This is a genomic window from Kitasatospora sp. NPDC056651, assembly GCF_042792155.1.
Lineage (GTDB): Bacteria > Actinomycetota > Actinomycetes > Streptomycetales > Streptomycetaceae > Kitasatospora.
In genome coordinates this window covers 12926-34623 of record NZ_JBHTWX010000009.1, presented here as the reverse complement: position 1 = coordinate 34623, position 21698 = coordinate 12926, and the positions used below count along the sequence as shown (strand labels likewise).

The following is a 21698-nucleotide window of genomic DNA, read 5'->3' as shown; positions in this document are numbered from 1 at the left end:
GAACGATTGGCATAGACCACCCTCGAAACGCGGTGCTATGCAAAACGGCGTTGCAAGGCGGCACTACTTGTTCTCGCCGTCCCCGCCCTGCGGCTTGCCGATGCCGTCGTAGATCTCCTTGCACATCGGGCAGACCGGGTACTTCTTCGGGTCGCGCCCGGGCACCCACACCTTGCCGCAGAGCGCGACCACGGGAGACCCGGAGAGCGCGCTCTCCATGATCTTGTCCTTCTGGACGTAGTGCGCGAAGCGCTCGTGGTCGCCGTCCCCGTGGGACACCTGCGGGACGGGCTCGACCAGGGTGCCGGTGCCGAGGCCGCGCTCGGGCTCAAGAGTGCTCATGGGTGCCAAGTCTATGGGCGCCCCCGGAAACCCGGCCAGTGTCGCGCCGCCGGGCCGGTGGCTCAGTTCATCGTCGGGTCGTCCGGATAGGTCGCCAGCAGGGCGAGCGGGCCGCGCTGGCGGCGCAGCACCGAGCGCCACAGCCGCTCCGGCTCGGGGCTGGAGACGTCCCCCGGCTCGCAGTCCACCAGGTACCAGGCGCCGCTCTCCAGCTCCGTCTCCAGCTGCCCCGGCGACCAGCCGGCGTACCCGGCGAAGATCCGCAGGCTGCCCAGCTCGCCGGCCAGCACCTCGGGCGGCGCCTCCAGGTCGACCAGGCCGATCGCGCCGTGCACCCGGCGCCAGCCGAGCGGCTCGCCGGTGCCCGGCTCCCCCGGCGCCACGGCGAGGCCGAGGGCGGAGTCCAGCGCCACCGGGCCGCCCTGGAACACCACCGCCGGCTGTCCGACGAGTCTGTTCCAGCCGTCCAGCACACTGCCCACCTCGACCGGCGTCGGCCGGTTGAGGACTACGCCGAGCGCCCCCTCGACGTCGTGGTCGAGGAGCAGCACCACCGCCCGCGCGAAGTTCGGGTCGGTGAGCAGGGGCGTCGCGACGATCAGACGGCCGGTGTGGGACCGGCCTCCGTGCGAATGGGCCGCCGTCATGCCCACATGATCCCGCAGAACGGCACCGCCCGGACACCGCAACACCCGGAAACCTCCACGCCGCACGAACACCCGTACGGCCGCACCGACGGGCGCCCGAGGGCCCGGAGAGAGCACCATCACGGGAGAGGCTCACGGGAACCGGCGGCGCGCCTACTACCATCTACGTCTGGTGGACGCCCTTTACGGTGCCGACTCGGTTTCGCCGGGGGCCCGAACGCGCCCGTTTACGACCGGTCCACCACCGGCTCTCTCCCGGAGCCATTCCCCCCGACTCCTCTGGCACCCCGGATTGCGAGAACGATGACCGACGACGTCCTGCTGGTTCACGGCGGAAACCCGCTCGAAGGCGAGATCCGCGTCCGCGGCGCGAAGAACCTGGTGCCCAAGGCCATGGTCGCCGCCCTCCTCGGCCAGGGCCCCAGCAGACTGCGCAACGTCCCGGACATCCGCGACGTCAAGGTGGTCCGCGGCCTGCTCCAGCTGCACGGCGTGACCGTGCGCACCGGCGACGAGGACGGAGAGCTGATCCTCGACCCCTCGCACGTCGAGAGCGCCAACGTCGCCGACATCGACGCCCACGCCGGCTCCTCGCGGATCCCGATCCTGTTCTGCGGCCCGCTGCTGCACCGCCTCGGCCACGCCTTCATCCCGGGCCTGGGCGGCTGCGACATCGGCGGCCGTCCGGTCGACTTCCACTTCGAGGTGCTGCGCCAGTTCGGCGCGTCCATCGAGAAGCACCCGCAGGGCACCTACCTGGTCGCCGCGCAGCGGCTGCGCGGCACCAAGATCGAGCTGCCCTACCCGTCGGTCGGCGCGACCGAGCAGGTGCTGCTCACCGCCGTCCTCGCCGAGGGCGTCACCGAGCTGCGCAACGCGGCCATCGAGCCGGAGATCGTCGACCTGATCTGCGTGCTGCAGAAGATGGGCGCGATCATCACCCTGGGCACCGACCGCACCATCCTGATCACCGGTGTGGACGAGCTGAACGGCTACACCCACCGCGCGCTGCCGGACCGCCTGGAGGCGGCCTCCTGGGCCTGCGCGGCGCTGGCCACCAGGGGCGACATCTACGTCCGCGGCGCCCGCCAGCTGGAGATGATGACCTTCCTCAACACCTTCCGGAAGGTCGGCGGCGCCTTCGAGGTGGACGACGAGGGCATCCGCTTCTGGCACCCGGGCGGCGAGCTCAAGGCGATCGCCCTGGAGACCGACGTGCACCCGGGCTTCCAGACCGACTGGCAGCAGCCGCTGGTGGTCGCGCTGACCCAGGCCACCGGGCTGTCCATCATCCACGAGACGGTGTACGAGTCGCGGCTCGGCTTCACCGGCGCGCTGAACCAGATGGGCGCCCACATCCAGCTCTACCGCGAGTGCCTGGGCGGCACCCCGTGCCGCTTCGGCGCCCGCAACTTCCTGCACTCCGCGGTCGTCTCCGGCCCCTCCAAGCTGATCGGCTCCGAGCTGGTCATCCCGGACCTGCGCGGCGGCTTCTCGTACCTGATCGCGGCGCTGGCGGCCGAGGGCACCTCGACCGTGCACGGCATCGACCTGATCAACCGCGGCTACGAGAACTTCATGGACAAGCTGCGCGACCTGGGCGCCCACGTCGAGCTGCCCAGCGAGCGGCTCGTCGACGCCTGACGGCCCCGGTACGACGGCGAGAGGCCGGGCTCCCCGACGGGGAGCCCGGCCTCTCGGGCGTTCAAGGGGTGGCTCAGGCAGCGCCCTTGGCGGCTTCCTTCAGCTTCGAGCCGGCGCTCACCTTGGCGCTGTAGCCCGCGGCGATCTGGATCGGCTCGCCGGTCTGCGGGTTGCGGGCGGTGCGGGCAGCGCGGTGGGTGCGCTCGAAGGTCAGGAAACCGGGGATGGTGACCTTCTCGTCGCCCTTGGCGACGACCTCGCCGACGATCTCGGCGAAGGCGGCCAGAACGGCGTCGGCGTCCTTGCGGGTCACCTCGGCGCGCTCGGACAGCGCGGCCACCAGCTCACTGCGGTTCATGTGTACTCCTGTGGTCTGTTCGCTTGCGGTGTGCGGGGGCCCATCGGTGCTCCCACCGGGGGGCACCCGGATGGGCCGCAGGTCCGCACACTGTGCTCATGCAGGCAATGCGTGGTCGCAGGCCGGATTCCTACCCGATGCCGCGCGCCGGAGCCGTCGAAGGCCCGCCCGCCCGCCTGGGTACGAATCCTGCCCCGACCGGCCCCGAGAAAGCCAATCGGGCCCCGGCCGAGCCACCCGAACATCGCCCGCCCGTTGGAGGTGTGACGCTCCGTCGGCTCCGGAGGACCGGGCGCGGGCGGCGGTCGGGACGACACGCCGGAAGACCAGGGGGACGTTCCGTACTTGTCGGACACGCCTGCCCCGTGCAGGGCTACGGTACGCCCTAGGACTGACAAGCCCAAACACGCCCCTCGCCCTTGTGTCGCAAGGGTTCGGGGCGAGCTGGGCGGGTATGACCGCTATTCGCACATTTGAGCGAACTATGACACCTCGCCCGATCCGCTCGTCAGAGCTTGACGGTGGGGAAGGCGGAGGTGTCGAGGGTGCCCACGATGCCCGGGGTCGGACGGGCCGGCACGGGGGCCTCCTGGGCGCCGGCCAGGGCCGCCTCGCGCACCGCGGAGGCGACCGTCTTGGCGACGTCCTTGTGGAACACGCTCGGGATGATGTAGTTCGCGTTCAGCTCGTCGTCGGCCACGGTGGTGGCCAGCGCCCGGGCGGCGGCGATCATCATCTCGGTGTTGACGGTCCGGCTCTGGGCGTCCAGCAGGCCGCGGAAGACACCCGGGAAGACCAGCACGTTGTTGATCTGGTTCGGGAAGTCGCTGCGGCCGGTGGCGACCACGGCGGCGGTCTGCCGGGCGACGGCCGGGTCGACCTCCGGGTCCGGGTTGGCCAGCGCGAAGACGATCGCGTCCTCCGCCATGGTGGCCAGGTCGTCGCCGTCCAGGACGTTCGGGGCCGAGACGCCGATGAAGACGTCGGCGCCCGCCACGGCCTCCTTGAGGCTGCCGGAGCGGCCCGAACGGTTGGTGTGCTCGGCGATCCAGCGCAGGCTGTCGTTGAGGTCCTCGCGGCCCTGGTGGACCACGCCGCGCACGTCGGCCACGGTGGCGTGCTCGACGCCGGCCGCCATCAGCAGCTTGAGGATCGCGGTGCCGGCGGCGCCGGCGCCCGACATCACCACGCGGATGTCGCCGATCTCCTTGCCGACCACCTTCAGCGCGTTGGTGAGGGCGGCCAGCACCACGATCGCGGTACCGTGCTGGTCGTCGTGGAAGACCGGGATGTCCAGGGCCTCGCGCAGCCGGGCCTCGATCTCGAAGCAGCGCGGCGCGGAGATGTCCTCCAGGTTGATCCCGGCGAAGCCCGGGGCGATCGCCCTGACGATGGCGACGATCTCGTCGGTGTCCTGGGTGTCCAGGCAGATCGGCCAGGCGTCGATGCCGGCGAAGCGCTTGAACAGGGCCGCCTTGCCCTCCATGACCGGCAGCGCGGCCTCCGGGCCGATGTTGCCCAGGCCCAGCACCGCCGAGCCGTCGGTGACCACGGCGACGCTGTTGCGCTTGATGGTCAGGCGGCGGGCGTCCTCGGGGTTCTCGGCGATCGCCATGCAGACCCGGGCGACACCCGGGGTGTAGATCATGCTGAGGTCGTCACGGTTGCGGATCGGCAGCTTGGACGACATCTCGATCTTGCCGCCGAGGTGCATCAGGAAGGTGCGGTCCGAGACCTTGCCGATCGACACGCCGTCGATCGTGCGCAGCTTCTCGACGATCTCCTCGCCGTGCGTGACCGAGGACGCCGCCACCGTGACGTCGATCCGCAGCGCCTCCAGGCCGGAGGCGGTGACGTCGAGACCGGTCACCGACCCGCCGGAGGACTCCACGGCCGTGGTGATAGCACTGACGGCGTTGCCCCGGGCCGGGACCTCCAGCCGTACCGTGATCGAGTTGGAGACACTGGGCACCGTCGCCATCGACGCTTCCTTCTTCCGTCTGTCCCGCAGGCTCAACATTTTGTTGAAGGCATCGCCCGCGCATGCTAGACCTCGATCGTCGCACCTTCCAAGGGGTACCCAGAAATAACGTTCATTGAGTGTGCGGACCCGACAATCCGGTCGACCTCCGCCGGCCTCCCGCCGCTCGCTCCTTGCCTCTCCCGGCCGATGCGTTACATTGGACAGGCACCGGCTCGATCCAAGCCCCCGGGCCCAACCTTCGTCCCTTCGAGGGACCACTTGCCGCGAGGCGAGCATGGCGGGTCGGTGTACTAAACGCCTGAAGGCCCCTCACCACCCGGTGAGGGGCCTTCTTCCGTAGGGTCCGTCAGCCGTGCAGCAGCGCGGGCACGCCGGCCGCGTCCGGCAGGTCGTCCGGGCCGGAGAGCACGGTCAGCCGCTGGGTCGCGCGGGTCAGCGCCACGTACAGCACCCGCAGGCCGGCCTCCGACTCGCCGGCGATGCCGGTCGGGTCGGCCACCACGGTCGCGTCGTACTCCAGGCCCTTCGCCTCCAGGCTGCCCAGCGCCACCACGCGCTCGCCCAGGCCCTCGGCCCAGCCCACGGCCTCGTCCCGGCGGTCCATCGGCACCACGATCGCCACGGTGCCGTCCACCTCGCCCAGCAGCCGCTCCAGCTCGGCCCGGGCGGCCTTGCCGAAGGCCTCCGGCGAGGGGTCGGTGACGGCCGCGAAACGCGGCTCCACACCCACGTGGCGCACCGCGCTCGGCGAGGGGGTGCCCGGCGCCGCGAGCGCCAGCACCTTCGCCGCGACCTCGGCGATCTCGGCCGGGTTGCGGTAGTTCACGGTCAGCGTGAAGCGGCGGCGCTGCTTGCCGGAGAGCACCTCGTCCAGCGCGGCCTGGGCCTCCCGCGGGAACGGCCAGGAGGACTGCGCCGGGTCGCCGACGATCGTCCAGGTGGCCGTCCGGGCCCGGCGGCCGATCATCCGCCACTGCATCGGGGTGAGGTCCTGCGCCTCGTCCACGATGATGTGGGCGTACTCGGTGCGCTCGACCGGCTGGCGCTCGCGCTGGCGGGAGCTGCGGTCGGCGAACGTGGTGACCTCGTCCAGGCCGGTCAGCAGGTCCACCGCGTCGACCTCGCGGAACTTCGGCCGGGCCGGCTCGCCGAGCAGCACCTGGAGCTCGTCCACCAGTGCGACGTCGTGCGCGGACAGCGCGCCCTCGCCCCGGTCGGACAGGTGGCGCCAGGAGGCGGCCAGCAGCCGGGCCTCGTCCGGGGTGACGGCGCGGCGGGCGATCCGGTTGGTGTGCCGGTGCTGCCGGAGCGTGGCGAGCACCCGGCGCGGGGTCACGGCCGGCCACCAGGCGTCCAGGAAGTCCAGGAAGGACGCCTCGTCCGAGACGTACTCGTCGAAGGACTCCTTCTCCTCCTGGCGCTGCTCGCGGCCGTAGTGGTCGGTGGGCTTGGGCAGGTCGCGGACGGCCAGCTGCCACAGGGCGTCCAGCAGCAGCCGGCGGGCGCGCGGGCGCAGCAGGTTCAGCGGGGTGCCGCCGGAGCCCACCACGTTGCCGCGCACGGCCTTCAGCCGGGCGGCGTCCAGCTTCAGCACCTCGCCGCGGGCGACCACCTTCAGCTCCTGCGGCGCGCCCAGCTCCAGCGCCGCGCGGGCGGCCCGGCGCAGCAGCTGCACCATCCGGGCCGAGCCCTTGACCCGGGCCGTCTCGGGGGTGTCGTAGGTGCCCGCCTCGATGCCGTCCACCAGCGAGCCGACGGCCCGGATGGCGACCTGGCCCTCCTCGCCGAGCGCGGGCAGCACGCCCTCGGTGTAGGAGACGAGCAACGGGGTCGGCGAGACCACCAGGATGCCCCCGGCGTAGCGCCGACGGTCCTGGTAGAGGAGGTAGGCGGCGCGGTGCAGGGCGACGGCGGTCTTGCCGGTGCCGGGGCCGCCGGTGACCAGGGTGGCGCCCGCGGCGGCGGCGCGGATCACCTCGTCCTGCTCCTTCTGGATGGAGGAGACGATGTCGCGCATCGAGTGGCTGCGGGCGCGGCCCAGCGAGGCCATCAGCGCGCCGTCGCCGACCACGGCCAGCTCCTCGCCGTCCAGGGTCGGGGTGAGGTCGGGGCGCAGCAGGTCGTCCTCGACGCCGACCACCTTGCGGCCCTTGGAGCGGATCACCCGGCGGCGGATCACCCGGCCCGGCTCGACCGGGGTGGCGCGGTAGAACGGGGCTGCCGCGGGCGCGCGCCAGTCGATCACCAGCGGGCCGTACTCGGCGTCCAGCACGCCCAGCCGGCCGATGTGGAGGGTCTCGGCGACGGCCGGGTCGGCCGGGTCGAGCGGGGTGTTCGAGGGGATGCCGTGCTCCTCCGGGGCGTCCGCCCGCTGGAGGTCGATCCGGCCGAACAGGAAGTCCTCGAACTCGTTGTTCAGCCGCTGGAGGTGCGCGCCGGCCCGGTAGACCTGGGCGTCGCGCTCGGCGAGCGCGCCGGGGGTGCCGACCTGGACCCGCTTGGCGGCGTCCTCCAGGATGTACTCGGCCTCGGCGAGCTTCTCCTCCAACCGGTGGTAGACGGTGTCGAGGTGCTGCTGTTCACCGGCGATCTCGCGGGTCCGGACGGTCTCGTGGTCGGCGGCGGGGGTGGTGTCCGTGTTGCTCTGCATGGCCTCGGTGGTTGCGACGGAATCCGGCTCCGGAAAACGAGCGGACGGATGATCCTACGCCGCGGGCCCCGGGCTGCGCTGCTCCGGAACGTACAAAAATCGAAGGCCGTCCTCCGCTGGGCGGTGGACGGCCTTCGATGTGAACATGGGGTGGTGGAGATGCCGGGAATCGAACCCGGGTCCAGTGGAGTTAATTCAGGGCTTCTCCGAGCGCAGTCCGCTGTGATTTTCTCGGCCCTGGCGGTCACACGGACAAGCCGCCAACAGGCCCAGCTGCTGTTTGATTTCCCATCCGCCCTCGCAGCCCGGGCGGACGGTTGAGTTCCCTAGATTATGCCAGGGTCCGGGTCGGGAACCCCCCGGTCTGACACCCAAGCGCTATCGGTGCTTATTAGGCAGCGAGAGCGAACTGCTGGGAATCGCGCTTAGAGTTGGCGATTATTTTTTTGCGACACGTGGTTAACGAGATCATTGCCGCGTTCCTCGGCTCGCTTCCCCTGTTTCAACATCCCCTGTCGAAACCGATCATCCCCATGTTTTGTTGAGAAACAGCTCGGACGGTGATCGTCCGTGGTGCTTGAGCCATCGTACGCGAGGCGACGGGCGAGGGTCCAGCGGATTAACCCTGGCGCCGCCGGGCCGCCGCCACCGCACGGGCCGTCTCGCGGGTGTCCTGCTTCTCGCGCAGCGTCTGGCGCTTGTCGTACAGCTTCTTGCCGACCGCGAGCGCCAGTTCGAGCTTGACCCGGCCGTCCTTGAAGTACAGCGAGAGCGGGACCAGGGTGTGGCCCGCGTCGCGGACCTTGGTCTCGATCTTGCGGATCTCCAGCTTGTGCAGCAGCAGCTTGCGCTTGCGCCGGGCCGCGTGGTTGGTCCACGTCCCCTGGGTGTACTCGGGGATGAAGACGTTGTCGATCCACGCCTCGTGGTTCTGGATGTAGGCGTAGCCGTCGACCAGGTTGGCCCTCCCCTCGCGCAGCGACTTGACCTCGGTGCCGGTGAGGACGAGACCGCACTCGTAGGTGTCGAGGATGGTGTACTCGTGTCGCGCCTTCTTGTTCTGCGCGATCAGCTTCTGTCCGGTTTCCTTTGCCATAGCGCGGCCATTCTCGCACTTCGGGGCCGGGTCGGTCAGCTGCTTTACGCGCGGGTGCCGAGCCCCGGGAGGACCCGCTGGGCGAGCTGGTCGGCCTCCTCCCCCGAACCGGCCGGGACGTCGGGGGTGAGGCCGGTGCCGTCCAGGGAGCGGCCCGCCGGGGTGTAGTAGCGGCCGACGGTCAGTTCCAGCACGGCGCCGTCGGCGAGCCGGCTGGGCTGCTGGACGGTGCCCTTGCCGAAGGTCCGCGAGCCCACCACCACGGCGCGGCCGCGGTCCTGGAGGGCGCCGGCGAGCAGCTCGGCGGCGCTCATCGTGCCGCCGTCCACCAGCACCACCAGCGGGGTGCGCTGGTCGCCGCCGGGCGGGGCGGTCAGCTCCCGGGTCTCGCCGCGCTCCAGGTACGAGCCGACCGGGCCGCCGTCCAGGAAGATCCCGGCGGTGCCGGCCGCCTCGTCGACCAGCCCCCCGGAGTTGCCGCGCAGATCGAGCACCACGCCGGTGTGCGGGGCGCGCAGCGCCGCGCGCACCTGGTCGGCCACGCCGCTGGTGAAGGCACGGACGGTCACCCGCAGCACGCCCTTGCCCAGCTGTTCCGCGGCGACCTGCCGGCTGTCCAGCAGCACGCGCCGCAGCCGCAGTTCGCGCTCCCCGCCCTCGCCGCGCCGGACGGCCAGGGTGACCTCGGAGCCGGCCCGGCGGTCCTCGCCCTGGCCGCGCAGCCGGGCGACCACCTCGGTCACCGGCAGGTGGTCGGCCTGGTCCTGGCCGACCCGCAGCAGCCGGTCCCCGGGGGAGATCCCGGCCGCGGCGGCCGGGCCCCCCGGGGCGACCTGGGAGACCTCGGTGACGCCGTCCTGGCCCCGGCCGACCGAGAGGCCGACGCCGGGGTACCGGCCGTCCAGGCCCTGGCTGAACTCCGCGTACTCCTGGGCGCTGTAGTACGCGCCCCAGCGGTCGCCGCCGGCCGCGAGCAGGTGCTCGGCCTGCTGCTCGGACAGGGCCGCGCCGGCCGGGTCCGCCGGGAGCCCGCCGGTGGCGGCGGGGGCGGTGTCGGCGGAGGAGCGCGACGGCGGGTCGTTCGGATCGCCCCAGGCGCCGGTGGCCGCGCCGGTCAGCAGCACGACGCCGAACACCAGGCTGAGGGCGGCCACCTGACGTGTCCTGCGTGGAGTTTCCAGCATGGAACCGGAGTGTAGACACCGCGTCGCACACGACGGGTCGGAACGGTCGGCCGGGAAACGCCCGCGGCCCCGGACGGCGCAGTGCCGTCCGGGGCCGCCGGGGCCTCGCGGGATCAGACCTTGAGGTACTTGCGCAGGGTGAAGAACGCCGCGACGCCGGCCATGCCCATGCCCACCACGATCAGCAGCGGTATCACCGCGAGCACCGAGCCGAGCCCGATGAAGTGGATGAACTGAACCCGGTCGGCCAGCCAGTTCTGGACGAAGAAGTGCCCGCCGACCAGCAGCCCGGAGGCCATCACCGCGCCGAGCAGCGCCGAGAAGGCCGCCTCGGCGATGAAGGGCATCTGGACGTAGAAGTTCGACGCGCCGACCAGGCGCATGATGCCGGTTTCGCGCCGTCGGCTGTACGCCGACACCCGCACGGTGTTGACGATCAGCAGCAGGGCGACGAAGAGCATCAGCACCATGATCACGAAGGCCGCCGTCTGGAGGCCGTTGAGCAGGCCGAACAGGTTCTCCAGGATCTTCCGCTGGTCCTCGACCGACTTGACGCCGGGCTTACCGGCGAAGGCGCTCTGGATCACGTCGTACTTGGTCGGGTCGTTGAGCTTGACCCGCCAGGACTGCGGCATGGCGTCCGGGCCCAGGACGGAGATGAGCGGGTTGTCCGGGTTCATCTCCTTCCAGTGCTTGTACGCCTCGGCGGAGCTCTCGTAGGTCGAGGACTGGACCACCGAGGTCATCTTGTCCAGCTGGTCCTTGATGTCCTGGACCTGCTGGTCGGTCGCCGCGCCCTTGTCGCACTGGGGCGAGTTGCGGGCGTCCGCCTTGGTGCAGAAGTAGATGCTCACCTCGACCTTGTCGTACCAGTACCCCTTCATGGAGTTCACCTGGTCGCGGACCAGGAGCGAGGAACCGGCGAGGGCGAGGGAGAGCGCGACGCTGACCACGACCGCGATGGTCATGGTCAGGTTGCGTCGGAGACCCACACCGATCTCCGACAGGACGAACTGGGCACGCATGCGGGAAACAACTCCAGGGTCGGTACTGCTCTGCTCTGGTCTGGCGGTCCGGGCCGACGGCCCTACGGGTCAGCGCTGGTCGGTCAGTGCCGGCCGGTCAGTGCTGGTACCCGTAGACGCCGCGGGCCTGGTCGCGGACGAGCAGCCCCTTGTCGAGCTCGATGACGCGCTTGCGCATCTGGTCGACGATGGCCTGGTCGTGGGTGGCCATCAGCACCGTGGTGCCGGTGCGGTTGATGCGGTCGAGCAGCTTCATGATGCCGACCGAGTTCTGCGGGTCGAGGTTGCCGGTGGGCTCGTCCGCGATGAGCAGCATCGGGCGGTTCACGAAGGCTCGGGCGATCGCCACGCGCTGCTGCTCACCACCGGACAGCTCGCCCGGCATGCGGTCCTCCTTGCCGCCGAGGCCGACCAGCTCCAGCACCTCGGGCACCACCTTGTTGATGGCGCTCTTGGGCTTGCCGATCACCTCCAGGGCGAAGGCGACGTTCTGCGCGACCGTCTTGTTCGGCAGCAGGCGGAAGTCCTGGAAGACGGTGCCCAGCTGGCGGCGCATGTGCGGCACCTTCCAGTTGGACAGCTTGCCGAGGTCCTTGCCCAGCACGTGCACCGCACCCGTGCTGGGGCGCTCCTCGCGCAGGCACAGGCGCAGGAAGGTGGACTTCCCCGAGCCGGACGAGCCGACCAGGAAGACGAACTCACCCTTCTCGATCTCCAGCGAGACGTTGTCCAGGGCGGGACGGTTCTGCTTGGGATAGGTCTTGGAGACGTTGTCGAATCTGATCACGGCTGCATCACGGAGGCCATCCTAGGCGGCGCCATTCCTCGGTCGTTCCACCCCGGAGGCCCGGTCCGTGGGCGGGCGAAAGGAGCGCAGAGGGCCGCTCCCGGACTGGGACCATACGCGAATCGGCGAGCGGCCCGCAGGGACCACCCGCGACGGCCGGTGGGAGCTGGGGGAGAATGTCCGTTTATGCCCCGAATATTGCGAGGCATCTCACAGCCCGGGAGCCGGAACCGCCGGAACCTGGCAGAGTGGAGGGAGCGGCCGGGTCCGGCCGCTCCCCCGTACAGGGCAGTACATGGAACCAAAGCCCCGTCCGGTGCGTTGCATTAAGCAGCAAGGAGGAGATCGCATGACCTGCGACCATCTGGTGTGCGCCAACTGCAACGGCCGCGTCAGCGACGGGCGTTGCCCGGTGTGCCGGGCCAACCGGGCCCGGCTTCAGGAGCAGCAGGGGCCGTTGGCCACGCTCTCCCCCGCGATGCTGCTCGCCGTGCTGGCCGGGCTGCTCGCGGTGGCGCTGATCTGCCGGCAGGCACTGGCCTGACGACCCACGAGACGTACGACGAAGGCCCCCGACCGCTGCGGTCGGGGGCCTTCTGTGTGTCCGGGTGCCTACTCGGCGGTGTCCGGGTGCCTACTCGGCGGTGTCCGGGTGCCTACTCGGCGGTGTCCGGGTGCTTACTCGGCGCTGGTCTCGCGCTGCTTGCGCCAGCGGATGCCGGCCTCGATGAAGCCGTCGATGTCGCCGTCCAGCACGGCCTGCGGGTTGCCCGCCTCGTACGCGGTGCGGACGTCCTTGACCATCTGGTACGGGTGCAGCACGTAGGAGCGCATCTGGTTGCCCCAGGAGCTGCCGCTGTCCTTGAGCGCGTCCATCGCCGCCTTCTCCTCCTGGCGGCGCCGCTCCAGCAGCTTGGCCTGGAGGACGTTCATCGCGGACGCCTTGTTCTGGATCTGCGAGCGCTCGTTCTGGCAGGAGACCACGATGCCGGTCGGGAGGTGCGTGATGCGCACCGCCGAGTCGGTGGTGTTGACGCCCTGGCCGCCGGGGCCGGAGGCGCGGTAGACGTCCACCCGCAGCTCGCCCTCGTCGATGTCGACGTGGTCGGACTGCTCGACGACCGGGAGGACCTCGACGCCGGCGAAGGAGGTCTGCCGGCGGCCCTGGTTGTCGAACGGCGAGATGCGCACCAGGCGGTGGGTGCCCTGCTCGACGGAGAGGGTGCCGTAGGCGTACGGCGCCTTCACGGTGAAGGTCGCGGACTTGATGCCGGCCTCTTCGGCGTACGAGGTGTCGTACACCTCGGTGGGGTACCCGTGCCGCTCGGCCCAGCGCAGGTACATGCGCATGAGCTGCTCGGCGAAGTCGGCGGCGTCCACGCCACCGGCCTCGGCACGGATGTTGATCAGCGCCTCGCGGGCGTCGTACTCGCCGGACAGGAGGGTGCGGACCTCCAGCTCCTCGACCGCCTTCTGGAGGGAGACGAGTTCGGCCTCGGCCTCGGTGCGGGTGTCCGCGTCGTCCTCGGCCTCGGCGAGCTCGAACAGCACGCCCAGGTCGTCGATGCGGCTGCGCAGGTTCTCGACCCGGCGCAGTTCGCCCTGGAGGAAGGAGAGCCGGCTGGTCACCTTCTGCGCGTTCGCGACGTCGTCCCACAGGGTGGGGGCGGCTGCCTCCTCCTCCAGGACCGCGATGTCGGCCCGGATCTTGTCCAGGTCGAGGACGGCCTCGATCGACCCCATGGTCGTATCGAGGTTCTTGAGCTCTTCGGAAGGATCGACGGCTGCCACGCCCCCCAGGGTAATGGTTCCGGGGATGGTCATGACGACACCCCCGACTCCCCGGGCCCCCGGGCGGGGGTCAGGGCGCCCGCGGGGCCGTGCCCGTCACCGCCGGACGGCTCGGGTGGCCGCCGTCCGGGGCGGTGGCCGCGAAGGCCGTCCAGGCCGCGGCGGCGCCCGCCAGCAGCAGGACGGTGGCGATCAGCACGGCCAGCAGCCGGCGGCGGCGCAGCAGCGCCTGCCGGTCCCGGCGGTGGCCCGGGGTGACGCGCTGGGCCCGGGACTCGACCGCGTACGCGGCCAGCTCGTCGGCGGACGGGCGGCGCAGGCTGGTGTGGGTGTCCCGGGTGGAGTCCGGGGCGGCGCCGGGCACCAGCGGGACGGCCGGGCCGCGGCGGCGCTTGTGGGCGCCCGGTCCGGCGTCGATCTCGGCGTAGACGGCCTCGCCGGGGGTCAGCTGCTCCTCGGCCGGGGCGCGGCCCTGGTCGGGCACGGCCAGCACCGGCAGCCCGGCCAGCGAGGGCAGCTGCTCGCGCAGCCGGGCGGCCAGCTCGGCGGCGCGCAGCCGGGAGGCCGGGGCCTTGGCCAGGCACTCGGAGATGACCCGCCACAGCCCGTCCGGCAGGCCGGGGATCGGCGGCACCTGCTCGGTGACGTGCCGGCGCAGCACCGCGCCGGTGTGGCCGCCGCCGAACGGGGTGGAGCCGGCCAGCAGCTCGTACAGCACGGTGGCGAGGGCGTAGATGTCGACGGCGGCGCGCGGCTCCAGGCCCTCGATGATCTCGGGGGCCAGGTAGTCGGGGGTGCCGATGATCCGGGTGGCCCGGGTGCGGCGCGGGGCGTCGACCAGGCGGGCCACGCCGAAGTCGGTGAGCTTGGCGCGCGGGGCGCCGCCGGGGCCGGGGGCGGCGGCGAGGTCGAGCAGGACGTTCTCCGGCTTGACGTCGCGGTGGACGATCCCGGCCGCGTGCGCGGCGGCCAGGCCGTCGGCGACGTCGGCGATGACCGAGGCGGCGGTCTGCGGCGGCAGCGCGCCGTCCCGCTCCAGCCGGGAGCGCAGGTCGGTGCCCTGGACCAGCTCCATCACCAGGGCGAGGTCGCTGCCGTCCACCACCATGTCGCGCACGCCGACCACCCGGGGGTGGTCGAGGCTGGTCAGCGCGGTGCGCTCCTGGACGAAGCGGCCGACCAGCACCTGGTCGGCGGCGAGGTCCTCGCGCAGCAGCTTGACCGCCACCGGGCCGTCGGGCCCCTCGCCCAGCCAGACCGTCCCGGCCGAACCCCGGCCGATCACCTGGTGGACGGTGTACCGGCTGCCGATCTTGCGTGCCAATGCTGCTCCGTGGGCGGCGCGGGAGCGCTCCGGGGGTCCGGCGCGCTCGGTGGGGCGGGACAACAGCGACCAACCTACGCGTCCGGAGGCCCTCCGGGAGCCGCCTGAGGGGCCCGGAGCGGGAGTCTCGGCCGAGAAATCCGCTGAATTGTCGACATAGCGTCAATATGGCCGTCCCTGGCGGGCGGCCCCGGCCCGACGGCCCCGGCGGGCGCGCCGGGGCGTGTCGGGGCGTGTCGGACAGGGCCTAGCCGAGGAGGCCGTTCACCCAGTCGCGCGCCGTGTCGAACCAGCCCACGGCGTCGTCCCAGTACTGCGGCAGCGACGTGAAGTTCCACAGCGCCACCCCGGCCAGGGTCAGCACCAGCAGCACCATCAGGCAGCCCTTGAGGCAGCCCAGGCCCGGGATGTACATCCGGTTGCGGCTGCGCGGGCGCGGCTCGCGGGCCGGGGCGGGCTCGCGGCGGGCCGGGGCCGGCGGCTCCTCGCGGCGCTGCGGCGGGGCCTCCCGGTACTGCGGCGCGGGCGGCTCGGACCGGCGCGGCACCGGGGTGGGCGCGGGCGGCGGCGGGTAGCCGCCCTGAGGCCGGCCGTACTCGGCCGGGGCCTGCCGGTAGCCGCCGGGCGGCTGCGGGCGGGCGCCGCCCTGGCCCCGCTGCCCGCCCTGGCCACGGCCCTGGCCGGCCTGGTACGGCGGCGGGGCCACCGGCGGGCGCTGGGCGTAGCCGGGCGGGGGCGGGGACTGGCGGTAGCCGCCGGGCGGCTGCTGCGGCCCGGGCCGACCGGCCGGGGCGCCCTGGCCGTGCTGGCCGTGCTGGCCGCCGGGGCCGCGGCCCTGGCCGGCCTGGAACGGCGGCGGGGCGACCTTCGGCTCCGGGTGGTCCGCGTAGTCCTCCGGGCCGAAGTAGCCGACCTGGGTCTGCTGGTTGCGGTCCCGCGACGCGCGCAGCTGGGTCTGCCACGGGTGCGGCGACTCCTCCTGCGGCGCGGGCGGTCCGGCGGGCGGGGGCGGCGGCACGGCGGCGGGCGGCATCACCCGGGTGCGGTCCGCACCGCCCGGCGGGGACGCGGGCGGCTGCTGGGTGCCCATCACCCGGGTCGCCGCGGCCGGGTCGTACTGCGGCCCGCCCGGGGTCGGCGGCAGCAGCTGGGTGCGGTCCTCGGTGCCCGGGGCCGCCGCGGGCGGCGGCGGCACGGGGGCGGGGACGGGGGCGGGGACGGCGGTCGGCTGCGGGTCCGGCAGCAGCAGGGCGGCGACCGCCAGCGCCTCGTCCACCGCCGCCGGGGAGGCGTGCACCCCGACCCCGGCCGCGACCACCCGCAGGGCGCGGGCCAGCGAGGTGGCGCTCGGCCGCTGCGACGGGTCCTTGCGCAGGCAGCGCTCGATCACCGTCCAGAGCGGCTCGGGCATGGTGCTGGGCCGCTGCGGCTCCTGCGCCAGGTGCGCGTGGAGGAGGGCGATCGCGCTGTCGCCCTCGAACGGCTGGCGGCCGGTGACCAGCTCGTACAGCATGATCCCGGCGCCGTACACGTCCACCGCGGAGGTCTGCGGGCGGCCCTCGGCGGACTCCGGCGCGACGTAGGCGGGGGTGCCGACGAACTCGTGGGTGCGGGTGACGCCCGGGGAGTCGGCGAGCCGGGCGATGCCGAAGTCGGTCAGCAGCGGGTGCATCCGCTCGGTGCCGTCCACCACGGTGGAGGCGAGCATCACGTTGGCCGGCTTGAGGTCGCGGTGGACGATCCCGTCCGCGTGGCTGGCCGCCAGCGCGTCCGCGACCTGGGCCATCAGCAGGGAACCCGCGATCGGGCTGAACGGGCCGTTGGCGCGCAGGTAGCGGGCCAGGTCGGGGCCGTCCACCAGGTCCATCACCAGGGCCAGCAGCTCGCCCTCGACGACCAGGTCGCGGACCCGGACGATGTTGGGGTGGGACAGCCGCAGCAGCAGCGAGCGCTCGCGCAGGAAGCGCATCACCACGTCGGGGTCGACGGCCAGTTCTTCGCGCAGCACCTTGATCGCCACCCGCTGCCCGGGCTCGAAGCCCGGCACCCGGACGTCCTCGCGCACCACACCGCGCCAGACGGTGCCGGTCGCACCCCGCCCGAGGGTCTCATCCAGCAGATACTTGCTGCCGACTGGCCGCACCTGTCGCATCTCCTCGCCGTGCCGCCCGCGCGGGGCGCTCCTCCGCCGGTGCGGTGAGCCTGCCGGGCCCGTGTCTGCGGCCACTCTAACGGTGTCCGTTCGGGTTTTCGGGGGACTGGCGGGCCATCCGAGCAGGGTTGGGGGACATCCCCTAGGGGAGCGCCGGGAGCCGGTCGCCGGGCCGGTCGACCGGCCGGTTCACGAGCCGGTCCACCGGCCGGTTCACGGGCCGGTGGAGGGACGGTTGACCTGACCCCCCGTCGCCTCCAACATGGCGATGATCGCAAGATCGTCAAATCCGGTACGGTGCGCGGACCGTCCGTGACGGATGGCAGGATGGACACTCGCCACTCGTGTGGCCCAACGGTGCCCCGGCACCGGGCAGCGGCACCAGGCTTCACATCAGCAGAAGGGACCCGCGGGCGAGATGCAGATCCGGCTGACCGTCCTCCGACCGCGCAGCGGCCCGTCCGCCGCCGGCTCCGCCATTCCCTACGTGGACGTGCTGGTCACCGCGCCCGTCGGCACCGCGCTCGGCGCCATCGCGGGCGCGCTCGCCGGCGCCGTGGGCGTGCGCGGCCCACGGGCCGCCACCCATGTGCACCTGTACGCCGGGGCGCACCGGGTCGACGAGCACACCCTGATCGGCCACCCCCCGCTGCTCGACGGCGCCGTCCTCAGCCTGAACGAGCCCGACCCGACCGCCGACGACCCCGACGACGCCCCCGCCGCCGCCGAACTGCGCGTGGTCGGCGGCCCCGACGCCGGCGGCGTGCACCGGCTGCACGGCCGGGAGATCCGGGTCGGCCGCTCCGCCGAGGCCGACGTCCCGCTCGACGACCCGGACGTCTCCCGGCTGCACCTCTCCCTGCACCTCGCCGAGGACGGCCGGGTCACCGTCCGCGACCTCGGCTCCACCAACGGCACCACCCTGGACGGCCGGCTCGTCCCGCCCTGCCCGCCGGAGGCCGCCGTCCCGCTGGAGCCCGGCGCCGTACTGCGGATCGGCGAATCCGCCGTGCAGCTCTTCGAACCGGTCGCGGAGCCGCCCCGCGCCGCCCTGCCCGACGGCCACGGCCACCTCCAGCTCGCCGCCCCCGGCCCGGCCCGGCCCGCGCCGCCCGTGGTCGAGCCGCCCGCCGCCCCCGAACCCGCGCCAGGCCGCGGCCGCGGCCTGTTCTCCCTGCTGCCCGGCCGCGCCGCCGAACCGGTCGGCCAGGAGAGCGCCGAGCGCCACCACACCGCCGTACGGCTGCGCCAGACCTCCAACCAGCGCGAACGCTGGCCCGACCTCGCCACCCTGCTGCTCAACGCCGTCGGCCCCGGCCCCCGGCTCTGGGAGCGCGGCCCCGGCCACCCCGACGCGCTCACCCTGCGGCTCGGCACCGCCGACCGCCCCGGCGGCCCCGGCACCACGCCCGGCACCATGCTGCCCTCCGTCCCGGTCACCCTCGACCTCCAGACCGCCGGCAGCCTCGGCCTCAGCGGCCCCCGCGAACGCCTGGACGCGCTCACCCGCGCCGTCGTCGCCCAGCTCGCCGCGCTGCACCCGCCGACCGGGCTGAGCCTGGTCGTGGTCGACGCCGACCCGGCCCGCGCCGTCGAGGACCGCGTCGACACCTGGGCCTGGGCCCTGTGGCTGCCCCACCTGCGCCCGGTCGACGGCCAGGACTGCCGGCTGCTGATCGGCCTCGACGACGAGCAGGCCACCGCCCGGCTGACCGAGCTCACCGCCCGGCTCAGCGGCCCGAGCGGCCTCACCGGCCACCCCGCCACCGTGGTCGTGGTGGACGGCCGCCCGGCCACCGAAGCCGCCCGGCAGGCGCTCGACCTGCTGCTGCGTCAGGGCCCGGCGGTCGGCATCTTCCCGATCTGCCTCGCCGAACAGCCCGAGCTGCTCCCCCGGGGCCTCGGCGCCACCGCCCTGATCACCGGCGAGGTGGGCACCCAGCTCTCGCTGAACCGCCCGGTCGCCCGCGGCCGCGAGACCCTGCACGAGGTCTCGCTGGACGCCGTCTCGGACGCCTGGGCCGAACGGCTGGCCCGCGTCCTCGCCCCGCTGCGCGAAGCCGCCCCGGCCGCCCGCGGCCCGCTGCCCGACGCGCTGCGACTGCTCGACCTGCTCCAGCTCGACACCGTCACCCCGGCCAAGCTGTCCGCCCGCTGGGAGGCCCACGCCGGCGGCATCGGCGCCGCCACCGCGCTGCTCGGCACCACCCGGGACGAACTCTGCACGCTCGACCTGGCCGACCCCGAGCTCACCCTCCCCTCCCCCGACCCCGGCGGCCCGCACCTGCTGATCGGCGGCGCCCGCGGCTCCGGCAAGACCGAGCTGCTGCGCACCCTGGTCGCCTCGCTCGCCGTCTCCGAGCGGCCCGAGCGGCTGGCCGTCACGATCGTCGAGGGCCGGGCCACCGAGGACGGCCTGGACGGCTGCACCGAGCTGCCGCACGTCACCGGCCGGGTCAACGCCGCCGCCGAACCGCGCGCCGCGCTGCTCGCGGCCGAGGCCCTGGAGGACGAACTCGCCCTGCGGGAGCGGCTGTTCGACGGCCTGGACTTCGCCTCCTGGCACGCCGCGCGCATCCTGGACGGGCAGGGCCTGGACGAGCAGGGCTTCGACGGACACCGCCTGGACGAGCGGGCCCTGGACAGCCGGGGCGTGGGCGCCGTGCCGGTGCCCGCCACCGTGGGCGCCGCGCCGCCGATCCCGGCCCCCCGGGTCATCCCGCCGCGCAGCGCCGGGGCCCCCCGGCCCGGCGGCGCGCCCACCCCTCCCCCCGCCCGGCTGGTCGTCGTCGTCGACGACTACGACGCGCTGCTCTCCCCCACCTCCCCGGCCGGCCGGCCGCTCGTCCGCGCGCTGGCCGCCGTCGCCCGCCGCGGCGGACCGCTCGGCATCCACCTCGCCGTCGCCACCGGCCGACCGGAGGAGAGCGCCGGCACCGAGGTCGACGAGGCCGCGCTGCTCCGCATCGCGCTGCGCACCGACGACCCGGCCGACTCCGACCTGCTGATCCACCTCGGCGACGCGGCCGCCCTCCCCGAGGACACCCCCGGCCGCGGCTACCTCCGGCTGCCCGACGGCGGCGTCAGCGCCTTCCAGACCGCCCGGATCAGCGGTCGCATCCCGCGCACCGCCACCCTGCGCCCCACCGTGGTCGCCATAGACCCCCTCCAGCTCGGCGCCCCGCCGGCCCGCCGCCCGGTCCGCGAACTCGGCAACGGCCCCACCGACCTCGCCCTCCTCGCCAGCGCCCTCCAACGCGCCGCCTCCCGCTGACCCCTCCGGACGCCACTGGCTGCGTAGGAAGTCGGCCGAGCCGACTTCCTGCGCAGCACGGCCCAGAGCCTTCTCCGGAGTTCTCACGGAGACTCAGGAGGACCCCCATGGAGCACTTCCCGGTTTCCGACATAACGTCGGAAACCGGGCGCCTTCGATGCGAATAACATGCGGCCAACACCTCATCTGATGCTGGGAGTTGGCTTATGAGCACACTGGTGGTGGGGTCGCGGGCCAGTCACCTGGCACGGGCCCAGGTCAGGGAGTTCCTGGCTCCACTGCGGGAGCGCTTTCCCGAGGTGGTCTTCCGCCAGCGGGTCATCACGGAGGCAGGCGATCAGGACCGCAGGTCGGCCCTGAGGGACGTCTCGGAGCGCGGCGGCGGCTCGGCGTTCTCGGTCAACCAGGTGAACGCCCTGGTGTCCGGTGAGGTCGATGTAATCGTGCACTCGCTCAAGGACCTGCCGACCGCGAACCCGCCCGGCCTGATCCTCCTGCCCCCGCCCACCCGCGCGGACGTTCACGACGCGCTGTGCGGCAGCACTCTGGCCGACCTCCCGCACGGCGGCAGAATCGGCACCTCAGCGTCGCGCCGGATCGCCCAACTGTTGCACGTCCGCCCGGACCTGGTACCGGTGGAGATCCGGGGGAACGTCCCGACCAGGCTCGGCAAGCTCAGGACGCAGCAACTGGACGCCGTGGCCCTGGCGGCCGCCGGGATCAAACGGCTCGGTCGCACCGGGGAGATCAGCGAGATCCTGCCGGTCGGGCTGTTTCCCCCGTCGCCCGGGCAGGGCGCGCTGGGCATCCAGATCCGGGAGGACAACGAATGGGCCCACGAGATCCTGGCCGGTTCCGGTGACCCGGTGACCGACGCGGAGGTGCGGGCCGAGCGGACGATGCTGGCGGAGCTCCACGGCGGATGCTCGGTGCCCGTCGGCGCGTTCGGCAAGGCCGACGGCGACGTGCTGACCCTGCACGGGCAGGTCACCTCCGTGGACGGCAGGCGGCAGGTGGAGGCCCGACTCTCCGGCCCGCTGTGCGAGCCGGAGAAGCTGGGAGTGCTGGTGGCGGGCCTCCTGCTGGACCAGGGCGCGGAGGGCATCCTGGCGGAGGTCCGGCTGGCCGCTTAGGCCTGCCGGCGGGCCAGGTCCAGGGCCGCGCAGGTGCCTGGATGGCGCCTGGGCGGCGATCAGCGAGGCCGTCGCGTCCAGGTCGATCCGGGCGCCGAGGGTCAGGTGGCACTCACCGTTGTCGGCGTGGCCGCACGGGCAGTTCTCGGTCATCACAGCCATGCCGGGCTCGGTGTCCTTGACGGCATGGATAGCCCGCACCATCAAGATGTCCGACGCGATGGCACCGGCAGCCGAGCAGCGCTTCACCGCACCATTCGGCGCCCGGTGGGGCCTTGCCAAGCGGCGGCCCAACACACACAGGCCA

The 21698-nt window shown here is 73.1% G+C and carries 16 protein-coding genes, 1 other RNA gene and 1 pseudogene; 4 read left to right on the top strand and 14 right to left on the bottom strand.

The annotated features are described in order from the left end of the window. Nucleotides 1–63: 63 nt before the first annotated feature. Nucleotides 64–342 (bottom strand): DUF3039 domain-containing protein, encoded by a 279-nt coding sequence (locus tag ACFRAR_RS06210; protein ID WP_316528933.1) that lies wholly within the window; start codon nt 340–342, stop codon nt 64–66. 62 nt (nt 343–404) lie between these two features. Continuing rightward, complete coding sequence (locus ACFRAR_RS06205; RefSeq protein ID WP_380695314.1) at nt 405–989, bottom strand: YqgE/AlgH family protein; 585 nt, start codon at nt 987–989, stop codon at nt 405–407. A gap of 303 nt (nt 990–1292) precedes the next feature. On the opposite strand from ACFRAR_RS06205, the gene murA reads away from it, so the two are divergent. Continuing rightward, nucleotides 1293–2633 carry a UDP-N-acetylglucosamine 1-carboxyvinyltransferase gene (gene murA, locus ACFRAR_RS06200; RefSeq protein ID WP_380695312.1) on the top strand — a complete coding sequence of 447 codons (1341 nt, stop codon included), beginning with the start codon at nt 1293–1295 and terminating at the stop codon, nt 2631–2633. Between the two features lie 73 nt (nt 2634–2706). Here murA and ACFRAR_RS06195 read toward each other — a convergent pair whose 3' ends face one another. The 8 genes from ACFRAR_RS06195 to ftsE form a co-directional block, all read right to left on the bottom strand. Then, nucleotides 2707–2991: an HU family DNA-binding protein gene (locus tag ACFRAR_RS06195; RefSeq protein WP_030242980.1), complete on the bottom strand. Its 285-nt coding sequence runs from the start codon at nt 2989–2991 to the stop codon at nt 2707–2709. A 508-nt stretch (nt 2992–3499) separates the two neighbouring features. Continuing rightward, a complete protein-coding gene (locus ACFRAR_RS06190; protein ID WP_380695310.1) occupies nt 3500–4972 on the bottom strand; it encodes an NAD-dependent malic enzyme in 1473 nt (490 codons plus the stop codon). 349 nt (nt 4973–5321) lie between these two features. Then, nucleotides 5322–7625, bottom strand: coding sequence for a HelD family protein (locus ACFRAR_RS06185; RefSeq protein WP_380695308.1), 2304 nt, complete (start codon nt 7623–7625; stop codon nt 5322–5324). A 151-nt stretch (nt 7626–7776) separates the two neighbouring features. Continuing rightward, nucleotides 7777–8158, bottom strand: a transfer-messenger RNA (tmRNA) gene (gene ssrA / locus ACFRAR_RS06180). An 86-nt stretch (nt 8159–8244) separates the two neighbouring features. Further along, the gene (gene smpB / locus ACFRAR_RS06175; RefSeq protein ID WP_045695776.1) at nt 8245–8721 is read right to left on the bottom strand and encodes an SsrA-binding protein SmpB; all 477 of its coding nucleotides are present in this window, start codon (nt 8719–8721) and stop codon (nt 8245–8247) included. Nucleotides 8722–8765: 44 nt separating this feature from the next. Then, nucleotides 8766–9905 carry a S41 family peptidase gene (locus ACFRAR_RS06170; protein ID WP_380695306.1) on the bottom strand — a complete coding sequence of 380 codons (1140 nt, stop codon included), beginning with the start codon at nt 9903–9905 and terminating at the stop codon, nt 8766–8768. A gap of 113 nt (nt 9906–10018) precedes the next feature. Beyond that, entirely contained in the window at nt 10019–10930 is a 912-nt protein-coding gene (gene ftsX / locus ACFRAR_RS06165; protein ID WP_380695304.1) for a permease-like cell division protein FtsX, read from the bottom strand. Between the two features lie 97 nt (nt 10931–11027). After that, nucleotides 11028–11717, bottom strand: coding sequence for a cell division ATP-binding protein FtsE (gene ftsE / locus ACFRAR_RS06160; RefSeq protein WP_030059730.1), 690 nt, complete (start codon nt 11715–11717; stop codon nt 11028–11030). 349 nt (nt 11718–12066) lie between these two features. Here ftsE and ACFRAR_RS06155 point away from each other — a divergent pair, with 349 nt between their 5' ends. Continuing rightward, nucleotides 12067–12261: a hypothetical protein gene (locus ACFRAR_RS06155; protein ID WP_380695302.1), complete on the top strand. Its 195-nt coding sequence runs from the start codon at nt 12067–12069 to the stop codon at nt 12259–12261. Between the two features lie 134 nt (nt 12262–12395). Here the strand turns inward: ACFRAR_RS06155 and prfB are convergent, their stop codons facing one another. The 3 genes from prfB to ACFRAR_RS06140 all read right to left on the bottom strand — a co-directional run bounded on the left by prfB (nt 12396) and on the right by ACFRAR_RS06140 (nt 16975). Next, complete coding sequence (gene prfB / locus ACFRAR_RS06150; protein WP_380695300.1) at nt 12396–13508, bottom strand: peptide chain release factor 2; 1113 nt, start codon at nt 13506–13508, stop codon at nt 12396–12398. 70 nt (nt 13509–13578) lie between these two features. Further along, nucleotides 13579–14832: a serine/threonine-protein kinase gene (locus ACFRAR_RS06145; RefSeq protein WP_380695298.1), complete on the bottom strand. Its 1254-nt coding sequence runs from the start codon at nt 14830–14832 to the stop codon at nt 13579–13581. Between the two features lie 247 nt (nt 14833–15079). After that, nucleotides 15080–16975: a protein kinase gene (locus tag ACFRAR_RS06140; protein WP_380695296.1), complete on the bottom strand. Its 1896-nt coding sequence runs from the start codon at nt 16973–16975 to the stop codon at nt 15080–15082. Between the two features lie 427 nt (nt 16976–17402). Here ACFRAR_RS06140 and ACFRAR_RS06135 point away from each other — a divergent pair, with 427 nt between their 5' ends. Together ACFRAR_RS06135 and hemC are read left to right on the top strand one after the other, a co-directional pair. Then, a complete protein-coding gene (locus tag ACFRAR_RS06135; protein WP_380695294.1) occupies nt 17403–20258 on the top strand; it encodes an FHA domain-containing protein in 2856 nt (951 codons plus the stop codon). A 206-nt stretch (nt 20259–20464) separates the two neighbouring features. Beyond that, nucleotides 20465–21391, top strand: coding sequence for a hydroxymethylbilane synthase (gene hemC, locus ACFRAR_RS06130; RefSeq protein ID WP_380695292.1), 927 nt, complete (start codon nt 20465–20467; stop codon nt 21389–21391). Nucleotides 21392–21442: 51 nt separating this feature from the next. On the opposite strand, the pseudogene ACFRAR_RS06125 reads toward hemC, so the two are convergent. Continuing rightward, a pseudogene (locus ACFRAR_RS06125) lies at nt 21443–21640 on the bottom strand (hypothetical protein); the annotation flags it as partial. Nucleotides 21641–21698 lie beyond the last annotated feature (58 nt).